An 18,737-nucleotide genomic window follows, 5' to 3' on the forward strand; every position below is an offset into this window, starting at 1 on the left:
CGGGGAGACGTGATGCGCCGTTCGTTGTCGGTTTGGGTCGGCGGTGTGCTCGTCGCGGCCATGAGCTTGCTGGTGGGTCCGGTCTTGGGCGCTTTGGTCCCCGCCTCTCGCGTCAGGGAGACGTGATGCGCCGTTCACCGTCGGCTTGGATCGGGGGCGTGCTCGTCGCCGCCATGCTCATCCTGGCGATCATCGGGCCGCCGATCTGGGGCGAGGAGGCCGGACGGGTGAACCCGCAGGCCGTGCTCCAGGGCGCCTCGGCCGCGCACCCGCTCGGCACCGACAACCTCGGCCGCGACCTGCTCGCCCGGGTGCTCGTCGCCGCGCGGTTCTCCCTCCTGCTCGCGCTGATCACCACCGCCGTCGGCGGCGGCGTCGGCGTCCTGCTCGGGGCGCTCCCGTCGGTCCTGCCCCGGCGCCCCGCGCGGTTCGTCACCGCCACGGTCAACACGCTGGTGGCGTTCCCGGGGCTGCTGCTCGCCATGTTCACCGCCGTCGTCTCCGGGCTGGGCGCGCGGGGCGCGGTGCTCGGGGTCGCGGCGGCGATCGCGCCCGGCGTGGCCCGGCTCACCCAGACGCTCGCCGCCTCGATCGCCGGGGCCGACTACGTGGCGGCGGCCCGGATGCTCGGCGCGTCCCGCATGCGGGTGCTCGTGCGGCACGTGCTGCCGAACATCGCCGAGCCGCTCATCCTCAACCTCACCCAGGCGATGGGGCTGGCGCTGCTCGGGCTGGCGAGCATGTCGTTCCTGGGGCTCGGCGTGCAGCCGCCCGACTTCGACTGGGGGCGGCTGCTGTACGACGGGTTCTCCCGCATCTACGTGACGCCGGTCGTCGCGCTCGGTCCGGCCGTGGCGGTGACGCTCGCCGGCATCGGGTTCAACCTGCTGGGGGACGCGCTCGCGCAGGTCGCGTCGCGGCGGGGCGAGCACGGGCGCGTCGCCGTACCGGGGGAGGCCCCACGGGCGGCGGGGACGCCCGACCCCGAGGCCGTCCTGGAGGTACGGGACCTCACCGTCGCCTTCCCCGGCGACATCACCCGGTACGCGGCGTGTCGCTCACCATCGCCCCAGGCGAGATCGTCGGCCTGGTGGGGGAGTCGGGCAGCGGCAAGAGCCTGACCGCCGCCGCCATCGGGGGGCTGGTGCCGTACCCCGGAGTGGTGCGCGCCGAGGCCCTGCGCCTGTGCGGCACCGACATCGCCGACATGTCGCCCAAGGAACTCGGCACCTCGCTGGCGATGGTCTTCCAGGACCCGATGGCCTCCCTCAACCCGGCGCTGCGCGTCGGCGGCCAACTCGCCGAGGTCGCGATCGTCCACCAGAACGCCTCCCGCGCCGACGCCCACCGCCGCGCCGTCGATCGCCTCGGCCACGTGCACATCCCCGAGCCCGAACGCCGCGCCCGCCAGCACCCCCACGAACTGTCCGGCGGCATGCGCCAGCGCGCCGTCATCGCCATGGGCCTGATGGGCACCCCCCGCCTGATCATCGCCGACGAGCCGACCACGGCCCTCGACGTCACCGTCCAGCGCCAGATCCTCACCCTGCTCCGCGAGGTCCCCGCCGAGACCGGCGCCGCCACCCTGTTCATCTCCCACGACATCGCCGTCGTCGGCGAACTCTGCGACCGCGTCGTGGTCATGTACGCCGGCCGCGTCGTCGAGGAACTCCCGGTCAAGCACCTCGCCGAGGGCGCCGCCCACCCCTACACCCGCGCCCTGGTCGCCTCCGTCCCCGACATGGACACCGACCGCTCGCTCCCGCTCGCCGGCATCCCCGGCCGCCCGCCCACCCCCGCCGAGTTCACCGACGGCTGCGCCTTCGCCGCCCGCTGCCCCCTCGCCACCGACCGGTGCGCGGACAACCCCCCACTCGTCGACCACGACGGCCCCGCCCACCGGGTCGCCTGCTGGGAGGCCAAATGATCGTCAAAGACCTCACCGTACGCTTCGGCACATTCACCGCCGTCGACCACGTCACCCTGGAGATCCCCGACGGCTCCGTCGTCGGCCTCGTCGGCGAGTCCGGCTCCGGCAAATCCACCCTCGCCCGCGCCATCGCCGGCCTCGTCCCCTACACCGGCACGATCGAGGGCTCCCGCCGCGTCCAAATGGTCTTCCAGGACCCCTACGCCTCCCTCAACCCCCGCATGACCGTCGGCGCCTCCATCGCCGAAGGACTGCCCCGCGGCATGAACCGCCGCGAGGAGGTCGCCCGCCTCCTCGACCTCGTCGCCCTCCCCGCCGACGCCGCCCCCCGCTACCCCCGCCAGCTCTCCGGCGGCCAACGCCAGCGCGTCGCCATCGCCCGCGCCCTCGGCGCCCGCCCCGAACTCCTCATCGCCGACGAGATCACCTCCGCCCTCGACGTCTCCGTCCAGGGCGCCGTCCTCAACCTCGTCCGCTCCCTCCGCGCCGACCTCGGCCTCTCCATGCTCTTCATCTCCCACAACCTCGCCGTCGTCCGCTACGTCGCCGACGTCATCGCCGTCATGCGCCACGGCGAACTCGTCGAGATCGGCCCGGCCGACCAGGTCACGGCCGCCCCCGAACACGACTACACCCGCTCCCTACTCGCCGCCGTCCCCCGCCTCGCCCGCACCACGACCTGACACCGCGGGCACGAACCCGCCCCAGGTCCTGCCGCCATCGGCCATGGCCGCCCAGTCCTCCGGTGGAACATGCGAATCGACGACCAGCACGACCGCGCCTCCGGCACGATCCACCGCGTCCAGCCATGCGCAGCGCCTGCCGACATCCTCGGGATGGACGGCACCTTCGACGAAGATCCCGGCGTCACCGGGGCCGTCGACCACCAAGGCGGTCAGTCCGGCGAGAAGCCGCCAGCCCGCGCAGGGAAGTGGCGTGCCCGCATCGAGCCGCGGAAGGGGAAACCGCTCGACCGGGCCGGGCGAGACGAGAAGCAGCGTAGGTACGGCGCCATCGAGGTAACCGGCGTTCTCACGGGGAATGTAGAGCGGCACGCGGCGAGTATTCCACCGCTCCTCCCGACATCGTGATCAGCACACGAGGTCCCTACTTCTGCGGCATCGACCTTCTGCGGCATCGACGCGGCCATGACGGCCCGGCCAGGGTATGACCGGTGACGCCGGATGTGCCCGCGTACCGGCTCAGGGGGCGGGTCCGCGAGCGCCGTCAGAACGCGATCCACTCGGTGGCGGTGGTCACCTGCTCCAGGATCTCGGGAATCGGGGTAACGCCGAGCCCCGGACCGGTCGGCACCGTCAGGTGACCGTCCTGGAGCTCGAACGGCTCGGTGATGTCGGTGGCGAAGTAGCGGCGTGAGGCCGAGGTGTCGCCCGGCAGCGTGCAGCCGGGCATGGCGGCCAGGGCGACGTTCGCGGCGCGGCCGAGGCCGGTCTCCAGCATGCCGCCACACCAGGCGGCGACGCCGTGGGCGCGGCACAGGTCGTGGATGCGGCGGGCCTCCAGGTAGCCGCCGACGCGGCCGGGCTTGATGTTCACCACCGAGCAGGCGCCCAGGGAGATCGCGGCGGCGGCGTGCGCGGCCGACTCGATCGACTCGTCGAGGCAGATCGGGGTGCGCAGCCGCTTGGCGAGGGCGGCGTGCTGGACCATGTCGTCCTCGGCGAGCGGCTGTTCGATCAGCAGCAGGTCGAAGTCGTCGAGTTTGGCCAGGTGGTTGGCGTCGGCGAGGGTGTAGGCGGCGTTCGCGTCGACCTGGAGCAGCATGCCGTCGCCGAACCGCTCGCGTACGGCGCGGACCGGGTCGAGGTCCCAGCCCGGCTCGATCTTCAGCTTGATGCGGATGTAGCCCTCGTCGAGGTAGCCCGCCACCGCGTCGAGCAACTCGGGCACCGAGTTCATGATGCCGACCGACACGCCGCAGGGGACCCTGTCGCGGGTCGCGCCGAGGTAGGAGCCGAAGGACCTCCCGGCCGTGCGCAGCTCGGCGTCGAGCACCGCGGTCTCCAGCGCGGCCTTCGCCATCCGGTGCCCGCGGAAGGGTTCGAGCAGGCGGCCGACCAGGTTGGCGTCGAGACCGGCGTCGCCGTCGGCGTCGGCCGGGGTGGCCAGCCGGGCGCGCAGGGCCGGGATCATGAAGCGGCGGAGCACGTCGGCCGCGCCGTCGACGTACTCGGGGGAGTACAGCGGCTCGCTCATGGCCACACACTCGCCCCAGCCCTCCGCCTGCGGCGTCACCACGCGCACCAGCAGCACGTCCCGCCGCGTCTCGGTGCCGAACGACGTGCGGAACGGCGCCACCAGCGGCATCGCGATCCGGCGCAGCTCGATTCCGTTGATCTTCACTCTGTGACCCCTGCCTGAGAACGTTCGACCACGTAGTACGACTTGTTATGGAACCCGATGATCCTGGCACCGTCGCCCAGCAGCCCGCACAGCGTGTCGCGCAGCGCGTACCGCCACGCCTTGGCCGCGCCGGGATCCTCGCGGCGCATCGCCGTGATGTCCGGCGGCACCTCCACGAGCACGACGGGCGCGTCCCACCGGCCCACCACCGGCCGCCCGTCCCGCGACTCCAGCCCCACCACCGCGTCCCGCGGCACCACCACCGGGTACGGCTCGCGCCGCGCCGCGGCGGCCACGTGCGGCGCGTTCAGCCGCCACACCGCGAGCATCCGGTCGGTCTCGTCGCCCGCGTTGATCGCGTCCTCCATCGGGCCGTAGAAGGAGGGCAGGTACTCCTCCGGCCGCGCCCCCAGCTTGACCAGGTTGAAGTACGCGTTCCGCCGTACCAGCGGGTCATAGGTCCAGGTGATCCGCTCGATGCCGCGCGCCAGCGCCCACTCGCGCTGGTGCAGCTTGAGCGCGAGCCCGATCCCGCGCCCGGCCCCCGCCGCACCGGTGATGTGCGAGTGCAGCGCCCGCCCGGCCGGCATCGCCAGGAACGCGACCGACGCGCCGACCAGCGATTCCCCGTCGAAGGCCCCGGCGACGTAATTTCCCGAGTGCGCCAGAGCGCGCATCATCTCGATCGTCACCGGCTGCAGGTCAGGCCCCCAGATGCCGCCGAACAGCCGGACCACCTGCAGGTATTCCCCGACCTCGTGCAGCTCGCGCACCGCGATCCCGCTCACCATGGCAGGTCGCCACAGATCTCATGCAGCATTGCGCACGTCTCCAGCCTCCCGGTTGTCTTCACCATGACCGTATGACACCGCGGCGGCCCGGGATTCGTGCCACACAACCAATCACGACCACGATCCTCGTCCGCATGCCCTATGCGTCTCAGGCGCGAGGCACGGCGGTCGGTGACCGGTGAACGGCATCCTACGGCGGTCGGCCCCCCGGCGGCGCGGGGGGCTCGGCGTCGGTCACTCGCCGTCGGGTCACTTGACCTTGACACGGTGACAAGGTCTTCACTGGGTCACGGAGGTGGCTCCGATGACGATGCCGAAGCAGGACACCACGACGATGCGGGTTCTCCAGGGGCTGGAGGGCGATTCGTCGGCGCGGCTGCAGGCGGTGCTGGCGATGGGCACGACACCGGATCCCCGGTTCGTCGACAAGCTCATCGAGCGATGCGCGGTCGAACCCGACTTCTATGTACGCGACATGCTCACCTGGGCGCTCACCCGGCACCCCGCATCGTTGACCGTGCCGAGGCTCGTCGAGGAGCTCCGCTCGGAGCGCGCGCAGGCGCGCAGCCAGGCGTTGCACACGCTGTCCAAGATCGGAGATCGGCGGGCGTGGCCGGCGATCAACCGGGAGCTGCTGACGGACGCCGACGACGACGTGGCGCGCAGCGCGTGGCGGGCGGCGGTCGTCCTCGTGCCCGAGAATGAAAGGGCCGAGCTGGCCGCCGTGCTCGTGACACAGCTCGGGCGCGGCGCGCGTGAGACGCGGTTGAGCCTCAGCCGGGCGATGATCGCGCTCGGCGAGACCATCGTCCCGATCCTGCGCGCCGCGACGACGGATCCCGATCCCGACGTACGCGGGCACGCGATCGCCACCGAGCGGCTGCTGCGCGACCCGGACGCCGGATTCGAGTTCGCGGTCGAGGAGGCGAAGCGCATCGTGGCCCTCGGCCCGGCGGGGCGAGAGAAGCGAGGACAGGAGAAGCGAGGGCAGGAGGACCGAGGCCGGGAGGAGTGACATGCGGTGCTGATCGGCGAGGTGGCGCGACGGTCCGGGGTGAGCGCCCGCATGCTCAGGCATTACGAGTCGCTCGGCCTGGTGCGGCCGTCCGCTCGTAGCGCGTCGGGGTACCGGGAGTACTCCGGCGACGACATCCGGCGGATCCTCCACATCGAGATGCTGCGGTCGCTCGGGCTGTCGCTGCAGGAGGTCGGCCGCGCGCTGGACGACCCCGATTTCACCCCTGCGCAGCTCGTGGACGACCTCATCCGGCAGACGCGGGAACGCATCGCGCACGAGACCGAGCTGCTCACGCGACTGCGCCGGATCGGCGCCGCGGAACCCGCCGACTGGGAGGCGGTCCTCCAGATCGTCGCGCTCCTGCACGCCCTGGGATCGGACAACGCCGCGAGGCGCCAGCGCGCCGCCCTGTCCTCGGCCGGGGAGGTCCCGGTGCCCGTGGAGGCCTTGGTCGAGGCGGCGCTGAGCGAGTCGGACCCGAACGTCGCCGGAGCCCTTCGATGGGCTCTGGCGCGATCGGGCGACGGCGCGTCGGCGCTGTTGGCGGAGGGCCTCGGCTCACCGGCGGCCGAGGTGCGCGAACGCGCCGTCAAAACCCTTTCCGAGTTGCCGGGCGATGCCGCGGACGCCCTGCTACGGCACGCCCTCGCGCACCGCGACATCGTGGTCCGCAGGCACGCGGCCCTGGCGCTCGGGGCCCGTGGCGTGGCGGACGCGGTCCCGACGCTCATCGACATGATCGTTGACGGGGTGAGCGACACCGACGCGGCCGACGCGCTGGGCGCGCTCGCGGGCGATTCCGCGCTGGCGGATCAGATCGCCACCAAGCTGGTCGGCCGCATCGTGAGCGACGCCGTCGACGCGTCCGCCCGCCGCCGGCTGACCGAGGCGCTCGCGGAGATCCCGGGGATCACGACGTCACGCGCCCTTGAGGAGCTGTCACACGACGACGACCGCGCCGTGGCGCTCACCGCGGCGTACCTGCTCAAGCTGCGCGACGCGCGATAACGAACGGTCCTGCATATGGCGGCGCACACGCGGCTCGCCGCACAGGTGTCGACTGGGCGTCTCGGCTGCGGGATGATCGAGCTCATGAGGGTCCTGGTGCTTGGCGGTACGCGCTTTGTTGGAAAAGTGCTGGTCGAGCACGCCATCAGTTGCGGCCATCACGTGACGACCTTCAACAGAGGCCGGACCGGCCAGGACGTTTCCGGCGCGGAAAACCTGCGGGGTGACAGGGAAAACGAGGCCGACCTGCACGAACTGGTACATGGTCGGGAGTGGGACTGGGTGATAGACACCAGTGGCTATGTCCCCTTGATCGTGGGAAATGCCGCCCGTCTGCTATCGGGCAGGGCGGGTGCTTACAGTTTCCTGTCCACCGTTTCAGTTTATCCAAGTTGGCCCGGGGAGCCTATCAGCGAAGATAGTGCCGTCTACGAATGCTCACCAGAGATGCCGGGTACCGCTGAGGATGAAGCGAACTGGACGGCTGCTCAGTACGGGGCTTACAAGGCCGGTTGTGAACGCGCCGTGCTGGACGCCTTCGACGGGCAGGTGACCATCCTGCGCCCAGGCGTGATTTTGGGGCCGCAGGAGAATGTCGGCCGGTTGACGTGGTGGCTGAGACGGATCGAACGGGGCGGCAAGGTCCTGGCCCCGGGAGACCCGGGCAAGCCGATCCAGCCCATTGATGTCCGCGACTTGGCCGCCTTCGTACTGACCTGCTTGAAGGACGGGACCGCAGGAACGTTCAACGTCGTCCCACCCAAGAACGAGGCAACGTTCGGACGGATGCTTTCCGCATGCGTGGCCGAGACCAGGTCCGACGCCGAACTTGTGTGGGTGCGTGACGATTTTCTGGCCTCGCGTGGCGTGCGGCAGTGGACCGAGATTCCGTTGTGGCGGACTCCCGCCGGAACGTGGGCGGTGGACGCCGGCAAGGCGGCAGCGGCGGGTCTTCGCTGTCGGCCGATCGAAGAGACGGTACGGGACACCTACGCCTGGCTCTCCAGGACTGAAATTCTCTCTGGGTACGATCGCCAGTCTCATCATGGAATCTCGGTCGATAAAGAACAGGCGCTGCTCGAAGAGTGGCGAAGCGGCTGAACATCACAGAGGCATCGATAAAACTCCTGTTGCTGTCTCGGCAGTGAAGTTTTCGATCCGTTCCATAAGAGTTCTTCCGCTGGAAAAGGAAATCGAAGCGAGTGACGTACTGACCTGCCCGAGGCGCTTCACCAGTCCTTCTACACGCCTGTCCGGAGGAAGTGCGAAAACCGGTGCCAATGCGACGGCGGCGCCGTCGATGTCCCCGGTGATCAGGCGGGCGGCGGCGAGATCGACGGACGTGCTGGCCTCGGCGGCGTACCAACGCCGTTCGACGGAAGCGTCGCGGTACAACGTGAGCGCCCGTTCGCACTCGGCCGCGGCCTCGGCTCCGAGCCGGGCGCTCAGGTAGGCGGTCCCGGCGCAGAAGGCTTGTCGCGCCTCGTCGAAGCCGAACTCCCCGCCGATGCCGTCGTGCATCTGACTTCCGGGCCCTCTGGCCCTGCGGGCGTCGAGGATCGCTTCACGAGTGCCGTCAACGTCTCCAAGCAGTGCCGAGGCTCTCGCGGCGATGCTCAACAGTCGCACCCGGGTCGTCCCCTCGGGAGCGATGGCGAGGCCGCGCTCGACCAGGCGCAGTGCCTGCCCTGGGCGTCCGGTCCAAAACTCCACGCAGGCCAGTAGCCCATCCGACCATGCGGTCAGCTCGTTGTGGCCGATCACTTCTCCGTAGACACGTGCCGCCCGGGCCTGTTCGGCGGCGGCATGGGGATAGCCAAGATCGAAGCTGGCGCTGGCCAGCAGACCGCAGACCTGGCCCGCGACCAGGTACAAATCGCGCTGCTGGCCGGGATGGCGTGTCCGGTCGATGAGCCGGTAGACGCGATTACGAACCCGGGTCAGTTCGCCGAACAGGGGAAGCGGCGGCGCGTGTACGTAGGCGCGAGCCAACCGGGTGACGTCGTCCTCAAGCTGTTCCAAGGCGTTGGAGCCGACGAAGGCGGACTCGATCTCGGCGGCGTGATCGCTGGATTCGCTGGCTGCGCTCATAATCAGTTCTCGTTCCAACGTGGGGGCCGCCGTTTTTATACCCGGGGTGTAGTCGGTGGCGAACCCGAGTTCCACCGGACCGGTCTGAAAAAGGCGGCACAGAAGATCGAGGTAGTCCGCACCGGGACGGTGTCCGCTTTCCCAATCAAGCCAGGATCGTTTGGTCAGGCCGCGGGCGCCAAGTCCCTGCTCCTGGCACATGCGATGCATTGCCCGGACGGCCTTTTCGGCGCTGCTCCATCCGCTGGCCAGCCGGAAGCACTTCAGCGGATGGTGCCCGCAACATTGCCTGATCTCCGTGGCGATCACGTGGATCACGGCGATGGGCGGAGGGATCTCCAGCGAGGCGCAGCGGAGCATACGGATGCGTTGAGCGCACTCGATGTCGTGTCCAGGCTTGACCATCCCGGGCCCTCTCAACCAAGGTCGAATGGCACTCTAGGTAACGGTTCCTATGCTCGCAGCTATCCGTAGGGTGTCCACCGGTGTGATCCGAATCCACGCAAGCTGGCGAGCCTGCGACCGAACTCCCTCGCGATGGACACTCGGCTCGAAAGGGCGGGTAGAGCGCCGGTCAGCATGATCAGCTCGCGTGCCTGGCGTAGCAGCGGGAATCCGTCCGCAATGGTCACGTCGAAGCCGTAGGCCGTCAGGAACTCCTCAGCGGGCGGTGTACCGAAGCGAAGCGCGTTCACTGCCGTGGACACCAGGTCCCATTCCCGGGGGCCGTGGCAGACCTGGTCCAGGTCGCACAACACGACATCCTCTCCACGCCAGAGCAGGTTGCCCGCCCACGCGTCGCCGTGGATGAGCCCGTACGGCAACGCGTACCGGTTGGTCGGCAGTTCATCCTCCAGTCGGTCACACCACCGAAGCAGGAACCGGTGATCCTCGGCGCTGAGGACGCCTCGTGCTCGCCGCAGGTTGTCGCGGGCGTCCGCTACCGGATCCCAAGCCGGCAGCGGGAACGGTACGGTCTGGGCGTGCAGCTTCCGCAGGAGGGCCGCGAGTTGAACGACCTGGGGTGGGGCGGCAGGCTGGGGGAGGTACTGCCAGAAAGTGGCAACCCGGCCGCCGACGACGACCGCATCGGGGACATCTGAATGGACTCGTACAGCGGGGAAATTGATCTTCTGCAGCCAGTGAGCCACCCGGACCGCTCTTCGAGCATGAGGTGCGGTCCCCGCTGAGGAGATCCGTGCCACGGCGTTGGCACGCGGCAGGTGATAGACGATATTCGCGCAGATTCGGATCAGTCGTGCGCCTCTGCTGTCGACTCCGGCTACTCCGCAGAGTCGGTGCAAGGCCCGGTCAGCGGAAAACCCTGCCTTCATCGGGTCACCTCGCGCGGGTACGACCACGGGTGGAACGACTCAAGACGTTCGACCAGGGCGCGAGCCTCCGCACAGCCTCGGAATCGCGGCTCGCCGATCACCTGAAGACGCATGTTGTCCAGACGCCGGACCAGCCCATCAATCCGCTGGTGCTCGGGCAACTCCGAGATCGTGGCGGCTACGGTCGCGGCGGCCTCCAGATCCCCGTTGAGCAGGTGTCCCGCTGCCAGTTCGGAGTAGGCGATCGCCTCGTTGCCGTACGCACGCAGGTGCGGCGGACCCGACTGGTAGCGCGTGATGGCCCGAAGCGCGAAGCCGATCGCACTGTCAGTGTGGCCCAAGTGGATGTAGGCGCTGGCAGCCAGATAGGAGTGCTTGGCCAGGTCGAACCCGAACTCTCCCCCGAGGCCGTCATGGATTTCGTCGCGGATGTCCTTTTGATCCCATGCGTGGCCAAGCGCTCGGAGCGCGTCGGACTCCGCGCCGACGGCGGCTGACGCGAGCGCTTCGATGCTCGCGAGACGGGCGAACGAAGTAGCCCCTAGCGCGTACCGCTGGCCATCACGTGCGAGGTCGCCAGCCATTCTTGGGGAACCGGTCCAGTAGGCGATCATCGCTTGAAGGCCGCGTACCCAGGCGCGCAGGGCGTTGTGATCGATGATCGACGCATAAGTCCACGCCGCTTTGGCCTGAGCGGCCGCCGCCGAAGGCTTGCCCAGATCCAAGCTCGCGTTGGCCAGCAACCCGCAAATTTGACCGGCGAAGAGCATGACCTGTGCGCCCTGGCCGGGGTGGATTCGGCCGTCCAATACGGTGAAGATCTGGCGGCGGAGCTGGAGCATCCGTTGGAAGAGCGGCAGCGGATGGTCGTAGACATATTCGCTGGCCAAGCGGCGGATCTCATCATGGATGTGCTCCAGCGTCACCGTGCTGAGGTCGCTGAGCTGCGCGTCGGCGGCGTGTGCCAGGGACTCGTGAGCCACCTGCGTAACGAGGACGCGCTGATCGAGGGGCCGTGAGGTCGGCAGACTGCTGGGTGGACCGTACGACCGGGCGAACCCCAGCTGCACCGGCCCGGTGTGGAACAGCCGGCACAGCAGATCCTGATAGTCGGCGTTGGGAAGATGCTCCTGCTCCCATTCGATCCAGGAACGTGCCGTCAGCCCGCGCGCGCCCAGCCCTGTGCGCGCGCACATTTCGTGGAAGGACTCCACCGCCTTCTCAACGGTCCACCCTTTGGCCAGGCGATGCGCTTTGAGCGGTGGATGACCACAGCAGACGCCAATCTCCTGGGCGAGTTCGCTGAGGGAAAGGCCAGGGTTTTCAGCTCGAAGCCTCCTGGCGCAACTCACATCGTGACCAGGCATATCCCGACCGTAGGGCAGAGAGTCCGTAGAGGGGGGCCGGGAAGGGTGTGGATCCGCCGCACTCGCGGTGAGAATCGACCGCACATGCGGGCGGTCACCTCTCGCTACCCACGGTAATCGATTCGAGGAACTGTGGAGTACCCGGAATTGACAGTGCTGAAGGGAGGCGTCGTGATGACTCTGGTCAGGCCGGAATCGACGATCAGCGTCGCCTGGCGCTTGTGCGATGGCCCGCGCGCCGCAGCGCAAGCCAGACGGCTGGTTCACGATGTGCTCACCAGCGTGCCCGTCTCGGCCGAATCGGTGGAGGACGTAGCGCTCGCGGTAAGCGAGTTGGTGGGAAACGCCGTCCTGCATGGCGAGCCGCCCATCGAACTGGTTTTGAGCATCGATCAGGGCGGCATCCACGCCGCTGTCGTTGACAGCGGCCCCGGGAGCCCGCTCATGCACCCAACCGATCTCGAGGCCGAGCGCGGGCGGGGCATGGCCATTGTCTCCGACCTGTCGCTGGGTCGGTTCGGCTTCTGCCGCTCCCCCTACACCACGGAGCAGGGTCGATACGGCAAAGCCGTCTGGTGCACGATCCCGACGGAGATCCTGTCCGGCGCCGTAAAGCGGTAGGCCGCAGTGACATTAAGGCGGCCGATCGTATCAAGCACGTCCTCGCCGAAGTCGGCCGTCAGACCGAACCGGCGGAGCGGTCGTTTCCAGTCTCCAGATGAGGCCGACGAACAGCACGATTCGCAACTCCCAGTCCTTGTGCGATCAACCCTGATGCGAGGAGTTCCCCATGACCCCTGGCGGTCTCGAATCCACTGTGTCCACAGCCGACACAACTCTGGTCGCCGACAGCGTCACCGAGTTGTTCACCAGCGCCGTTGCCTTGACCATGCGCGGGCGGAGAGTCAGCCCGCGCGGCATGGGCACGCGGGAGGTGCTGGATGTGCGGCTGCTCCTACGCCGCCCCCGAGCCCGGCTGCTGTTTCTCCCGCCCGCGCGCGTCCTTAACACGGCGTTCGCCGTCGCCGAGACGGTGTGGATCCTGTCAGGCTCCAACGACCCGTGGATCTACACCTACAACGACAGGCTGAGGCGGTATGCCGACGACGGTGTCCTGCGCGGAGCCTACGGGCCGAGGATGCGGCGTTGGCATAACCGCACCGACCAGCTCGACAAGGTCCTGGCCACGCTGCGAAACGACCCCGACTCGCGGCGAGCGGTGATCCAATTGTACGACCCCACTCACGATGCCGACGGACACCGCGACGTGCCGTGCACCCTCGGATATCGCTTCCACCTGCGAGACGGCCGTCTGCACATGGCGACCACGATGCGTAGCCAGGACCTGTGGACCGGCCTGCCGTACGACATGTTCGCCGCCACGGTCCTGCACGAGCTGATGGCCGGCTGGCTGGGAGTCGAACTTGGCGACTACCACCACCATGTCGATTCGCTCCATCTATACGACACGGACGTGGACAAGGCGAAGGCCGTACCGTCCGACCCCCGACCGGGTTCGGAGCTGCCGGACCTGACCACCCCATGGGAAGGGTTCGACGACCTGCTGGTCCGGGTGACGACGGGTCAGGAAATCACCCACTCCGGCTGGGCCGCGATGGCCTGCGCGTTGGCCAGCTACCGCCGATGGAAGGACGGAGACCGGAATACCGCCGTCGATCTCGCCGACCGCATTCCCGGGCCGATTGGCCATGGCATGCGCGGCTGGTACGCGGAACTGGCCACGCGTACACAGGCGGTGAGCGGATGAAGGCGACTCGAGGCCCGCACGTGGTGCTGGGTGTCTGCTCCTTCACACACGACTCGTCGGCCGCACTACTCGTCGATGGCACCCTGGTCGGCTTTGTGGAAGAAGAACGGCTGTCGACAATCAAGCATACGCGTGCCTACCCTGCCAAAGCGATCGACTGGCTTCTGGACCGGGCCGGGATCGTCGCCGACGATGTCACCGAAGTCGCCTACAACTTCCAGGCGCCCCGGTACCTCGCAGCGATCCCCTCCGCCCTACCGCTGCTGGCCTCCGCGCCAGGGCGCGAGCGCATACTGCCCCGTGCTGCCAGCTTCGCCAAGGTCGCGATGCGCACCATGCGCCGTACTGTCGGACTGGGAGCGCTGTTCCCCCGATCCCGGGTACGACCTTTCCGGCATCACACCACCCACCAGCTCTACGCATTCGCGGCGTCAGGATGGGATAAGGCGGCCGTCCTCGTCGTCGACAGTCTTGGTGAGACGCAGACCACGACCATCGCCTTCGGCCGCCAGGACGAGCCTGGCCGACCGAACGTACGCACGCTGTGGAGTCTGCACGACCCTGTGTCCCTCGGCTATGCCTACGGCGCGGTGACCGAGCATCTCGGCTGGCGACGCGGTGATGAGGAGGGCACGGTCATGGCGCTGGCGGCTTTCGGCGATCCGGCGCGATTCCGGTCCCTGTTCACCGACGCCGTCCCCATCACGGCGTCCGGGTTCGCATTGAACCCGGCCTACTTCCAGCCAAGAGTGCTGTCGTCGCGATACGCCAGGCTATCCCCAAGGTTTGTGGCCGCGACCTGCCCGCCCCGTGCACCTCACGAGCCCGTCGGTCAGGCGCACCGGGACCTCGCCGCCGCCCTGCAGGAACGTACCGAGATCGTGATGCTGCACTTGGCCCGGCTGGCCTTGGAAACCACGGGTGCCCGGCGATTGTGCATCGGCGGAGGCGTGGCCACGAACTGCGTTGCCATCGGAAAGATCGTTGAAGCCGGCATTGCCGAGGAGGTGTTTGTCCCGCCGGCTCCCGGGGATGCGGGAACCGCCATTGGGGCGGCCCTGGCCGCGCACCTGCGGACGAGCGCATGGCCGCTGAGCGGCGTCGCTGGAGCCTGCTACCTGGGACCGAGCTATCCCAATCCGGTACTGGACCTGTCCCCGTGGCCTGCGCTCGCCGAACTACCGGTTCCCGGAGACGCGGCGGAGTTCCTGGCTGAGCAACTGGCCTGCGGACGCATCGTCGGCCTGTTCCAAGGAGGTGTCGAAGCGGGACCTCGTGCTCTCGGCAACCGGTCAATCCTCGCCTCTCCGCTCAATCCGGAAGTCGTGGATCGGCTGAACGCCACCGTGAAGTTCCGCGAGCCGTTTCGCCCCTTCGCCCCGATGGTGCCAGCCGAATCGGCAGGGGAGTACTTCACACTCGGCCAGGCCGCGCCGTACATGTCGATGGCTTCCAAGGTCACCGAACTCGGCCGTGAACATATCCCCGCCGTCATCCACGCCAACGGCACCGCCAGACTCCAGACGGTCACTAAAGACGCCAACCCGTTCGTGCATGCGCTGCTGCGCGCGTTCGCCGCCCGCACCGGCGTACCCGTCCTGATCAACACCAGCCTGAACGTGAAAGGCAAACCGATCTGCGGCACCCCCTCCATGGCCCTGGAGTGCCTGGCCTCCTCCGGACTGGACGCGCTCCTGATCGAAGGCAGGTGGATCACCAAATGATCGGTTACAGCTTTTGGGGGTTCCTCGGACCAGGCATCACCGACACCCCCGACGGGGGACGCAGCCACCGCCGTACACTGATCGACGCCCTGTCCGACGACGGTCACAGCATCGTGTTCCTTCAGCCGGACCGCGACCTGCGTGAGGCGGGGGACGACCTCGGCGGGCGCTACGTCTTCGATGCCGGACTGCCCGACATCGACGTCCTTTTCCTTGAGTGGCGCTGGCCCATTCCCGGTCGTAACACCACTGCCTGCGGCATGCCCGGCCACACCTGCGACCTGCACCGTCAGCGGCAGTTGCTGAACTACTACACGTTCTCCCTGGGTACCCCGACCCTCATCTGGGACAAGGACCGTCGGCTTCCGGCCGACGATCCGCTGCGCCGCCGTCCCGGCGTGGTCGTGTACGAGGCGGCACTCGCGCCCACACCGGGGGCGCGGCGGCTGCTGTTCCCCGTCAGCGATGCAGCACTGGATGCCGCCGACCCCGCTGCGCTCGCCGCGCACGAGCGGCCGGTACCGCTTGTCTACGTGGGCAATCAGTACGACCGTGACGACGCGTTCGACCAGTTTTTCGCCCCTGCCGCTGCACACTTCCGCCACGTTGTCGCCGGCAAGTGGACGAGCACCTGGCGTTGGCCACATGTCGAGTTCGTCGGCCGTATTCCCTTCGCCCAGGTGAACAAGCTGTACGGCGGGGCGCTGGCCACCGTTCTGCTGCTGCCCGATCGGTACGCGGCCGTCGGCCAGATGACTCAGCGGATCTTCGAGGCGCTGCTTTGCGGCTGTCTTCCGCTGGCTCCAAGGAATATCCGCCACGTCAACACCTTCGTCTCGCCTCAGTTGATCGTGAACGACGCAGCCGACACGGTCCGCGTCCTACGCTGGCTGAGCGGTGTCAGCGGGAGCCAGACACACGCCGACCTGATCGCCGAATGTCTGCGCCGACTGGACGTGTTTCGGCTCAGCCGGCAGGTACAGACGCTCCGGGAGGCCATATCTGAAGTGTCGGCAGCCGGTGGTGCGACCCGGCCGGGGAGGCAGAGTTGATCTGGGCCCTCGTTCAACTTGCTCGGGAGAACGCACGACCGAGTAGCGGCGCTGCCGTACCCCGGCCGGTGATCCTGGCCTCGGCTATGGTGGAGGACCGTGCGTGGGATGAATCGCGTGGTCATCGTGGGCTCAGGAGGAAGCGGCAAGTCCCATCTGGCCCGCGAACTGGGTCGGCTGCTCGACGTCCCGGTGACTCACCTGGACGCCGTCTTCTTCGGAGAGGACTGGACCCCGCTGCCACAGGACAAGTTCGAGGCGGTGCAGCGCGAGTTGGTCTCCACACCACGTTGGGTCATCGATGGCAACTACAATTCCACGCTGCATGTACGGCTGGAGGCCTGCGACACCGTGGTGATGATGGACATCCCAACCTGGTCCGCCTTGTGGGGGATCTTCTCCCGGCAGGTCCGGCACGGCGCGGGTCAGCACGCCGCCGGGGTCTACAACCGCATCAACTGGGGCGTGCTCATCTACGTCGCGACCTATCGTCGCCGGATGCGCCCCAAGGTGCTCGAAAAGATCCACAAGCTCGCGGCGGACAAGCAAGTGGTGTTCCTACGTGGCAGGCGTTCGACCCGTCGCTGGTTGGAGCACCTCGCCGCACAGCGCTGATTCGCAGCCCGTTCGCATTCTTGGCGATGGTGGGGTGTCGAGCATGAACCCGGCCAACGCCTTCATCCGCTCCAGCGCTCAGCGCGATCTCTACGGGGACGGAACTCGGCTCGCGACTCGCACGAGCGCCCTGCACAGGGCCAAGACGGAAGGTCGCCCTGTCGCCGACGTCATCGCTGATCTGGCGACCTCGCACCTTCGTCCGATGCCCGGAGTCCTGATCGCCGACATCGGATGCGGTCGTGGCACCACGACCCGAGTTCTGGCCAAACGGTTTCCCTCTGCGGCTCTGCTGGCCATCGACGCATCCGCCGCGATGCTCATCGACGCCCGCGCCCGGCTTTCCCAGGTGGCTGCAGCCACCTACGTACAGGCTGACTTCCACTGTCTTCCCCTGCCCGACGACACCTGCGATCTCGTCGTGGCAGCCTTCTGCCTCTACCACTCCCCGGAACCCCGCCGCCCGATCGCCGAGATCGCCCGCGTGCTTAAGCCGGGCGGCATCGCCATCCTGGTCACCAAGAGCGCCAACAGCTACCGTGAGCTCGACCGCTTGGTCGCCGAAGCCGACCTCGACATGGACGCGCCTAATCGGCCGAGCCTGTACGCCACGGCCCACAGCGGAAATCTCGCCACTCTGCTGCCGCCCTCGCTGCGGGCCGTCCATCTTGAACATGAGCAGCACACATTCGTCTTCGCCGACCTCGGTCACGTTGCGGACTATCTGGCCACCACGCCGAAGTACGAACTTCCATCCGGTCTGACCGGCAACTCTGAGGCGATCAGCGCGCAGCTACGTACTCGGCTGACCGAACGCCCGGTTCGCGCGACCTCGACCGTCACGTTCCTGCTGGCTCGACGGTCGGAGACCTCATGAGCCGCACTGTTTTCACCAAGTCGTACCGTTCCCCTCGATCAGCGCGCCAGGCCGCCGCGAATCATGCCTGGTTAGAGGAGCACACCCCGCTACGGCAGCCGCGCCTGCTGGCGGTACAGGCGAGGCGGCTCGACTTCGAGCACGTCGACGGCCGGCACGTCATCGTCGAGGACTTGGTGACGGTAGCGACATTACTCGGCGAAGCGCACGCCATCGCCTGGCTCGGGGGTCTGCATCGGGCCAGACTCGACACCTCATACCTGCTGCCCGACGGGCACGCCATCCCAGCCTTCGTCGGCCCACGAAGATCCGCCCTCAGCCGACACCACCGGGCTGGAACCCTCTGCGGCGAGGACTTGGCTATAGCCGTCGGCTTATTGCAGACCGATCCGGACGAACCGGCAGCCTTCTACAAGGACAGCAACCCGCGCAATATCCTGATCACGCCGACGGGGCCGGTCATTGTGGACCCCGACGACCTCACTCTGGCTCCGTTCGGCTACGACCTGGCCAAGCTCGTCGTCACCCTGGCCATGACTCACGGCCCGATCCACGGGGAGACCATCAGCAGCGCCCTGGCCGCCTACAACCAGGCGGTCACATCGAACGCCGCCAAGGTGGGGTGCGTCACGCCGTCACGGCTGCTTGGCCACGCACATCTCCACCATCTCCTCACCAGTCCCTATCTTGGCCGCGGCGGCTATCGATACCCGTGGCCACAGGTACGCCCCAACCTCGACGACATTACGTGATCGCCTCCGTACTGGTTCTTGTCCCGTACGGCCAGTACCGATCCCT

The 18,737-nt window shown here is 68.2% G+C and carries 19 protein-coding genes; 13 read left to right on the top strand and 6 right to left on the bottom strand.

Going from position 1 to position 18,737, the window contains the following annotated elements; genetic code table 11:
• Positions 1–125: 125 nt before the first annotated feature.
• The 3 genes from AB0K60_RS00390 to AB0K60_RS00400 are packed head-to-tail and all read left to right on the top strand — an operon-like array spanning position 126 to position 2,613.
• Entirely contained in the window at positions 126–1,121 is a 996-nt protein-coding gene (locus tag AB0K60_RS00390) for an ABC transporter permease (RefSeq protein ID WP_364046752.1), read from the top strand.
• Positions 1,052–1,927, top strand: a complete 876-nt coding sequence (locus tag AB0K60_RS00395) for an ABC transporter ATP-binding protein (protein ID WP_364046755.1) — start codon at positions 1,052–1,054, stop codon at positions 1,925–1,927. The genes AB0K60_RS00390 and AB0K60_RS00395 overlap by 70 nt, the downstream gene beginning before the upstream one ends.
• Positions 1,924–2,613 carry an ATP-binding cassette domain-containing protein gene (locus tag AB0K60_RS00400; RefSeq protein WP_364046758.1) on the top strand — a complete coding sequence of 230 codons (690 nt, stop codon included), beginning with the start codon at positions 1,924–1,926 and terminating at the stop codon, positions 2,611–2,613. Before AB0K60_RS00395 ends, AB0K60_RS00400 begins: the two co-directional genes overlap by 4 nt.
• Here the strand turns inward: AB0K60_RS00400 and AB0K60_RS00405 are convergent.
• From AB0K60_RS00405 to AB0K60_RS00415, 3 genes are all read right to left on the bottom strand, one after another.
• Positions 2,572–2,985 carry a hypothetical protein gene (locus AB0K60_RS00405; RefSeq protein WP_364046761.1) on the bottom strand — a complete coding sequence of 138 codons (414 nt, stop codon included), beginning with the start codon at positions 2,983–2,985 and terminating at the stop codon, positions 2,572–2,574. The two genes, AB0K60_RS00400 and AB0K60_RS00405, sit on opposite strands and share 42 nt — an antisense overlap.
• A gap of 172 nt (positions 2,986–3,157) precedes the next feature.
• Positions 3,158–4,294: an o-succinylbenzoate synthase gene (gene menC / locus AB0K60_RS00410; RefSeq protein ID WP_364046764.1), complete on the bottom strand. Its 1,137-nt coding sequence runs from the start codon at positions 4,292–4,294 to the stop codon at positions 3,158–3,160.
• Entirely contained in the window at positions 4,291–5,085 is a 795-nt protein-coding gene (locus AB0K60_RS00415) for a GNAT family N-acetyltransferase (protein WP_364046767.1), read from the bottom strand. The genes menC and AB0K60_RS00415 overlap by 4 nt, the downstream gene beginning before the upstream one ends.
• A 304-nt stretch (positions 5,086–5,389) precedes the next feature.
• Here AB0K60_RS00415 and AB0K60_RS00420 point away from each other — a divergent pair, with 304 nt between their 5' ends.
• The 3 genes from AB0K60_RS00420 to AB0K60_RS00430 all read left to right on the top strand — a co-directional run bounded on the left by AB0K60_RS00420 (position 5,390) and on the right by AB0K60_RS00430 (position 8,212).
• The gene (locus tag AB0K60_RS00420) at positions 5,390–6,100 is read left to right on the top strand and encodes a HEAT repeat domain-containing protein (protein ID WP_364046770.1); all 711 of its coding nucleotides are present in this window, start codon (positions 5,390–5,392) and stop codon (positions 6,098–6,100) included.
• Between the two features lie 6 nt (positions 6,101–6,106).
• The gene (locus AB0K60_RS00425; RefSeq protein ID WP_364046773.1) at positions 6,107–7,111 is read left to right on the top strand and encodes a MerR family transcriptional regulator; all 1,005 of its coding nucleotides are present in this window, start codon (positions 6,107–6,109) and stop codon (positions 7,109–7,111) included.
• A gap of 84 nt (positions 7,112–7,195) precedes the next feature.
• On the top strand, positions 7,196–8,212 hold the full coding sequence (locus AB0K60_RS00430; protein ID WP_364046776.1) for an NAD-dependent epimerase/dehydratase family protein: 1,017 nt from the start codon (positions 7,196–7,198) through the stop codon (positions 8,210–8,212).
• 3 nt (positions 8,213–8,215) lie between these two features.
• On the opposite strand, the gene AB0K60_RS00435 is transcribed toward AB0K60_RS00430, so the two are convergent.
• The 3 genes from AB0K60_RS00435 to AB0K60_RS00445 are packed head-to-tail and all read right to left on the bottom strand — an operon-like array spanning position 8,216 to position 11,903.
• Positions 8,216–9,607, bottom strand: coding sequence for an XRE family transcriptional regulator (locus tag AB0K60_RS00435; protein ID WP_364046779.1), 1,392 nt, complete (start codon positions 9,605–9,607; stop codon positions 8,216–8,218).
• Between the two features lie 59 nt (positions 9,608–9,666).
• On the bottom strand, positions 9,667–10,536 hold the full coding sequence (locus AB0K60_RS00440; protein WP_364046782.1) for a phosphotransferase: 870 nt from the start codon (positions 10,534–10,536) through the stop codon (positions 9,667–9,669).
• Positions 10,533–11,903: an XRE family transcriptional regulator gene (locus tag AB0K60_RS00445; protein WP_364046785.1), complete on the bottom strand. Its 1,371-nt coding sequence runs from the start codon at positions 11,901–11,903 to the stop codon at positions 10,533–10,535. Before AB0K60_RS00445 ends, AB0K60_RS00440 begins: the two co-directional genes overlap by 4 nt.
• A gap of 174 nt (positions 11,904–12,077) precedes the next feature.
• On the opposite strand from AB0K60_RS00445, the gene AB0K60_RS00450 reads away from it, so the two are divergent.
• From AB0K60_RS00450 to AB0K60_RS00480, 7 genes are all read left to right on the top strand, one after another.
• Entirely contained in the window at positions 12,078–12,524 is a 447-nt protein-coding gene (locus AB0K60_RS00450) for an ATP-binding protein (protein WP_364048115.1), read from the top strand.
• A gap of 169 nt (positions 12,525–12,693) precedes the next feature.
• On the top strand, positions 12,694–13,671 hold the full coding sequence (locus AB0K60_RS00455; RefSeq protein WP_364046788.1) for a thymidylate synthase: 978 nt from the start codon (positions 12,694–12,696) through the stop codon (positions 13,669–13,671).
• Positions 13,668–15,395 carry a carbamoyltransferase C-terminal domain-containing protein gene (locus AB0K60_RS00460; RefSeq protein ID WP_364046791.1) on the top strand — a complete coding sequence of 576 codons (1,728 nt, stop codon included), beginning with the start codon at positions 13,668–13,670 and terminating at the stop codon, positions 15,393–15,395. The genes AB0K60_RS00455 and AB0K60_RS00460 overlap by 4 nt, the downstream gene beginning before the upstream one ends.
• Complete coding sequence (locus AB0K60_RS00465) at positions 15,392–16,447, top strand: hypothetical protein (protein WP_364046794.1); 1,056 nt, start codon at positions 15,392–15,394, stop codon at positions 16,445–16,447. Before AB0K60_RS00460 ends, AB0K60_RS00465 begins: the two co-directional genes overlap by 4 nt.
• Positions 16,448–16,555: 108 nt before the next feature.
• Positions 16,556–17,062 carry a topology modulation protein gene (locus AB0K60_RS00470; protein WP_364046797.1) on the top strand — a complete coding sequence of 169 codons (507 nt, stop codon included), beginning with the start codon at positions 16,556–16,558 and terminating at the stop codon, positions 17,060–17,062.
• 43 nt (positions 17,063–17,105) lie between these two features.
• Complete coding sequence (locus AB0K60_RS00475) at positions 17,106–17,939, top strand: class I SAM-dependent methyltransferase (RefSeq protein WP_364046800.1); 834 nt, start codon at positions 17,106–17,108, stop codon at positions 17,937–17,939.
• Complete coding sequence (locus tag AB0K60_RS00480; RefSeq protein ID WP_364046803.1) at positions 17,936–18,691, top strand: phosphotransferase; 756 nt, start codon at positions 17,936–17,938, stop codon at positions 18,689–18,691. Before AB0K60_RS00475 ends, AB0K60_RS00480 begins: the two co-directional genes overlap by 4 nt.
• Positions 18,692–18,737: the final 46 nt, after the last annotated feature.

The organism is Thermopolyspora sp. NPDC052614 (assembly GCF_040678635.1).
Lineage (GTDB): Bacteria > Actinomycetota > Actinomycetes > Streptosporangiales > Streptosporangiaceae > Thermopolyspora.